The 5045-nt window shown below is 69.4% G+C and carries 4 protein-coding genes; 3 read left to right on the top strand and 1 reads right to left on the bottom strand.

What is annotated here, in order from left to right; translation table 11 throughout:
- Positions 1–132: 132 nt before the first annotated feature.
- Entirely contained in the window at positions 133–462 is a 330-nt protein-coding gene (gene trxA / locus AC1DYI_RS26190) for a thioredoxin TrxA (RefSeq protein WP_477207062.1), read from the bottom strand.
- Here trxA and AC1DYI_RS26185 point away from each other — a divergent pair.
- From AC1DYI_RS26185 to AC1DYI_RS26175, 3 genes are all read left to right on the top strand, one after another.
- Positions 443–592, top strand: a complete 150-nt coding sequence (locus AC1DYI_RS26185; protein ID WP_477207061.1) for a hypothetical protein — start codon at positions 443–445, stop codon at positions 590–592. The genes trxA and AC1DYI_RS26185 overlap by 20 nt on opposite strands.
- A 181-nt stretch (positions 593–773) precedes the next feature.
- A complete protein-coding gene (locus tag AC1DYI_RS26180) occupies positions 774–3395 on the top strand; it encodes a PD-(D/E)XK nuclease family protein (protein WP_477207060.1) in 2622 nt (873 codons plus the stop codon).
- A partial coding sequence (locus tag AC1DYI_RS26175) for a UvrD-helicase domain-containing protein (RefSeq protein ID WP_477207059.1) occupies positions 3392–5045 on the top strand: 1654 nt, incomplete at its 3' end. The genes AC1DYI_RS26180 and AC1DYI_RS26175, both read left to right, overlap by 4 nt.

Below are 5045 nucleotides of genomic sequence, written 5' to 3'. Positions count from 1 at the left end.
GCTGTGGGCCTGAATCCGACGCGCCAAACGGTAGGTGACCGTGGGCGCCGTGGCCTTGAAGCCTGTTCACACCATCGGGGCGGAGCCGCTACCGTGAGGTTTGGGCCGCCGCACCCGGTGCGTCAGGCACGATTATAGATGGCCGTCGAGGAAGGCGGTCAATTGGGCCTTCGAAAGAGCGCCAACTTTCGTGGCGGCGAGTTGACCATCCTTGAACAACATCAGCGTCGGGATGCCGCGGATACCGAACTTGGCCGGCACGTCGCGGTTGTCATCGACGTTCATTTTGGTGATTTGCAAGCGCTCGCCGTATTCCTTGGCGGTTTCGTCCAGGATGGGGGCAATCATCTTGCACGGGCCACACCATTCGGCCCAGTAGTCGACCAGCACCGGCTTGTCGGACTTCAGGACATCGGCCTCGAACGAGGCATCGGAGATGTGCTTGATCAATTCGCTGCTCATGAAAGATCCTTGGGGGAAGGCCTCGGCGGCCGAAAAGGGCGCAGGCGGTGGGCGCTCGGCCCGGGTGGGGCAGGTGCTGCTGATGCAGTGCTTTTTCAAGGCCCCAGAACGCGCCGTGCACCTGATGTGAGCCGGGCACAATGATTCTGACATAAAGCTTGCGCAATCGTCGTTGGCGCTGAGGCGGTGGCCCTTTGCGCAGCGGGTGCTTGCGCGGCCCCCATTTCTGAATGACCGCCACGGCCCCCACTATCGTCTCTTTGCCACCCGGCCGACCCGATCGAGCCTGGTGGCGGGCGGCGGCGCAGGCTTTGCAAACCTGGGCCGGTGGGCAAGGCGTGGACCTGCGCGACGCCATCTGGCTCCTGCCCTATGCCGCGCTGCTGCCAGCTGCGCGCCAAGCCTTGGCCGATGCCGGCGGTTGGCAGCCGCGGGTCGAAACGCTGGCCACGCTGCGGGTGCAAATCGGTCCGCGACTGCCCGGTTCGGGCCCGGGGCCCGACGTGGTACTGAACCGCTTGCAAGCCGCGCAGTGGCTGCGTGAACAACCGGCCGGCGGGGCTTGGGCGCGCGAAGACGCCCGAGCTTTTCGCCAAGGCGTGGATGCCCTGGTACGTAGCGCGGAGGCCCTGCAGGCCGCCGCGGCGTGCTGCGCCCCCGAGGCCCGCGAAGCCTGGTGGACGGAGGCGAGAGCGCTGCTGGCTGGCGGCAGCGGGCCGGGCGGCATCGAGCGCCTGCTCGCGCGCATTGCGCTCGAATGGGCGGCGAGCGGTGAGGCAGGCGATGCGGACGCCTTGCGCCGGCTGCGTCCGTCGGCCTGGGTGCTGTTGCGCGCGGGCGGCCCCGATCGACTGGCCGATGCGGTGCTCGCCGAAGCGGCCGCCCAAGGCACCCCAGGCCTGATGCTCGATGCCGACCCGCCGTTGGACGAACCCTTCACCTTGGCCTTGGCCCAAGAGCCGCCCGCCGAAGCCCTGTGCCCAGACGCCGAGACCGAGGCCCAGGCGGCTTGCGCGCAGATGCTGGCCGAATTGCAGACAAAGCCTGACGCGCAAGTTGCACTGATCGCCCAAGACCGCGAAGGTGTGCGCCGCGTGCGCGCGCTGCTGGAGCGTTTTGGCGTGCCGGTCATCGACGACACCGGCTGGCGCTTGGCCACCACCCGGGCGGCGGCGCGTCTGGTGGCGATGCTGCGCGCCGCGCAAGGGCTGCGCCCCGGCCGCGGCGACACGTCTGCCGCCGACCAACGTCTCGACTGGCTCAAGGACGACCCGCTGGKCCTCGCACAACCGGAGGCCTTGGCCACGCTCGAAGCGCACTGGCGCGGCCGTCGAGTCGATGAAGAAGCGCAGACCCGAGCCGAGACTTTGTGGGCCGACGCGCAGGCGCGTCTCGCGCCGCTGCTGGCCGGCCGCCGACGCCCCTTGGCCGAATGGCTGCGCGCGCTGTCGGCACTTTGCCTCGCCGAGCCGGTCGAAGCTGCACGATGGCGCGATGACGCCGCGGGCCGCGCAGTGTTGACGGCATTGCGGCTGGAGCCCCACGTCGGCCACGAGGGCGCGTGGGCGACGCTGGCAAACCAGGCCACRATGGCACTGGACGATTTCGTCGCCTGGGTCGACGAGGTGCTGGCCGAGGCCAGCTTCGTGCCGCCGCACGACAGCCAGGCACGCGTGGTCATCACGCCGTTGGCCCGGGCAATGCTGCGGCCCTTCGATGCGGTTGTCTTCCCCGGCACCGACGAACGCCGCTTCGGCGTGGTCGAGCCGCAGCCCGAGCTGATTCCCCATTCGGCGGCGCAAACCCTCGGGCTGGACGGTGCCGCCGCGCAGCGCACGCGCGAGACCTTGGCTTTCGCGCAACTACTGCGGCAACCTCGATTGACGCTGTTGCGCCGGGTGGCCGAAGGCAGCGAGCCGCTGGGCGCGAGCGCGCTGGTCGAGCGGTTGCGCCTGGCCTGGCTGGCGGCACCCGGCGGCGCGCGCGAGCTGCCGCGCGCGACACCGCGTTTGCCGACACGCTTGGTGGCACCCCAGCCGGTGATGCCACCGTTGCCCACTGCGGGCACCCGCTGGCCCAGCAGCCTGAGCGCCAGTGCGGTTGAAGCCCTGCGTGCCTGCCCCTACCGCTTCTACAGCCGGGTGCTGCTGGGCTTGGGCGAGGCCGATGAGCTGGACCGCAGCCTGGCCAAGCGCGACTACGGCAATTGGCTGCACGCTGTGCTCTATCGCTTCCACCTGGACCGGGTGCCGACGCAGGACCTGGCTGCCGACAATGCGCGCCTGCACCAGGCGGCGCAGGACGAGCAAGCCGAGTCGGGCCACAGCGAATCAGACCTGCTGCCATTTCTCGCCAGCTTCGAGGCCCTGGCTGACCGCTACCTGCGTTGGCTGCACTCGCGCGAAGCCGAAGGTTGGCGCTGGGCGCACGGGGAGCAAGAGCGCCGCATCGCGCCCAAGGCGTTGGAGGGCCTGTCGATCCACGGCCGGCTCGACCGGTTGGACCGCCACCCCGATGGCCGCGTGCAACTGCTGGACTACAAGACCGGCAGCGTCTCGGCACTGAAAGAACAACTGAGCGACCGCAGCGAAGACACGCAGCTGGCTTTTTATGCGGCGCTGGTGGCCAGCGAGGGCGAGGTGCCGCCCGAGGCGGTGAGCGCTGCCTACCTGGCGCTGGATGATCGGGCATCGCCCGTCGAATTGGCCCATGTGCAGGTTGGCGCTTCGGCGGTGATGCTGGTCGGCGGGCTGGCGGATGAGCTGCGGCGCGTGCGTGCTGGCGAGCCCATGCGGGCGTTGGGGCAGGGCGAGTTGTGCGAGCACTGCGAGGCGCGTGGACTGTGTCGGCGCGACCATTGGGCGCCCAACGTCGACCCGAATGCTGATGTGCAGGCTGCCGCGGACGCGTCCACCCAGGGCGAYGCATCATGAGCCAACAAGCCGCCTACAGCATCGACGGCGTCGAGTCCGACCGGGCCCGCTTTTACGCCACTGCCTGCGACCCGCACCAGAGCGTCGTCGTCGAGGCCTGCGCCGGTGCCGGTAAGACCTGGATGCTGGTCTCGCGCATCCTGCGTGCGCTGCTTGAAGGTGCCGAGCCGCAGCAGATCCTCGCCATCACTTTCACCCGCAAGGCGGCGGGCGAGATGCGTGAGCGCCTGAACGACTGGCTGGCCGAGTTCTCCGACGCGCGTGCCACCCACGCTCAGCGCGTGCAGGCGCTGCGCGACCGTGGCCTGGGCGAGGCCGATGCCGAACGGCACGCCCCCGCGCTCGGTCAACTGCACGGGCGCGTCCTCGCCAGCGGCCGTGTAGTGCAGGTGCGCACCTTCCACGCCTGGTTCGCGCAGCTGATGCGCATGGCGCCGCTGGAGGTGCTGGTCGAGCAGGGCCTGTCGCCCGGCATGGCATTGATCGAAGACCCTGCGGAACTGGAACCCGAGCTGATGCGCCGAGTCCAGCGCCGAGTGGCTGCCGACGCCGAGTTGCGCGAGCACTACCACGCTCTTGTCGCACGCCAGGGCCGGACGACGCTGGTGCGTTGGCTCAACGCGGCCTGGCAACGCCGCACCGAGGTCGAGCGGGCCGATGCGGCTGGTGTGCTGGCCGATTCGGTGCCGCCGGCAGCGGTGCAGTTCCCAGCCTGTGCGGGCTTTGCCCACCCGCTGGACCAATGGTCGGCCGCACCACTGCAAGACTTGCTTGCCAGCTTGGCCCGAGCACTGGGTGCCATCGAGAAAGCCAACCACCAAAAGGCGGCGCAACTGCTGCGCCAGGCGATCGACACCGACGACCGCGCGCAAGCCTTTGCGTTCGCCTGGAAGGCCGTGCACACAGACGAAGGCACGCTGCGCAAGCTCAGCGGCGTGCCGTCCGACTTCGCCGCCTTGAGCGACTGCCTGGTCGCGATCGACCAGCAGCTGATGCAGCAAGAGGCGCATGAGGACCAGCAGCGCATGGTGCCGCTGGTGCGCGCGCTGTTCGCCGAATACGCGGCACTGAAGCGCGAGCGTGCCTTGGTCGACATGAACGACCTGGAGCAACTGGCGCTGCAACTGCTGGGCGAGGGCAGTTGGGCTGGTTGGATCCAGGAGCGGCTGGACACGCGCCTGCGCCACCTGCTGATCGACGAGTTTCAGGACACCAGCCCCTTGCAGTGGCACGCGCTGCGGCCGTGGCTGGCGGGTTACGCCGGCGCGGGTGGCGGGGCCAGCGGACACGATCCCCTGGCGGTGTTCATCGTCGGCGACCCCAAGCAAAGCATCTACCGCTTCCGTCGCGCCGAGCCGCGGGTGTTTGCCGCTGCCGGTGAGTTCATCGCGCGGGCGATGCATGGGCGCCGCCTGGCCTGCGACCACACCCGCCGCAACGCGCCGCGCGTGTTGGCTGCACTGAACAATGTCTTCGTCGCCGCCCAGTCGGCGGGCAAGTACGCCGGCTTCAGGCATCACACCACCGAGGTCAAGACACCGCCCGATGATCAGTTCACCGGTGTCTGGTCGCTGCCGCGCGAGCCCAAGCCAGCGCAGCGTGTCCGCGCCGATCGTGACGCCCCGCTGACCTGGCGCGACAGCCTGACCG

This window comes from Ideonella sp. P3_A4 (assembly GCF_056403075.1).
Note: the sequence above shows the minus strand (reverse complement) of the source record. Positions and strands in the feature narration are given on the sequence as shown.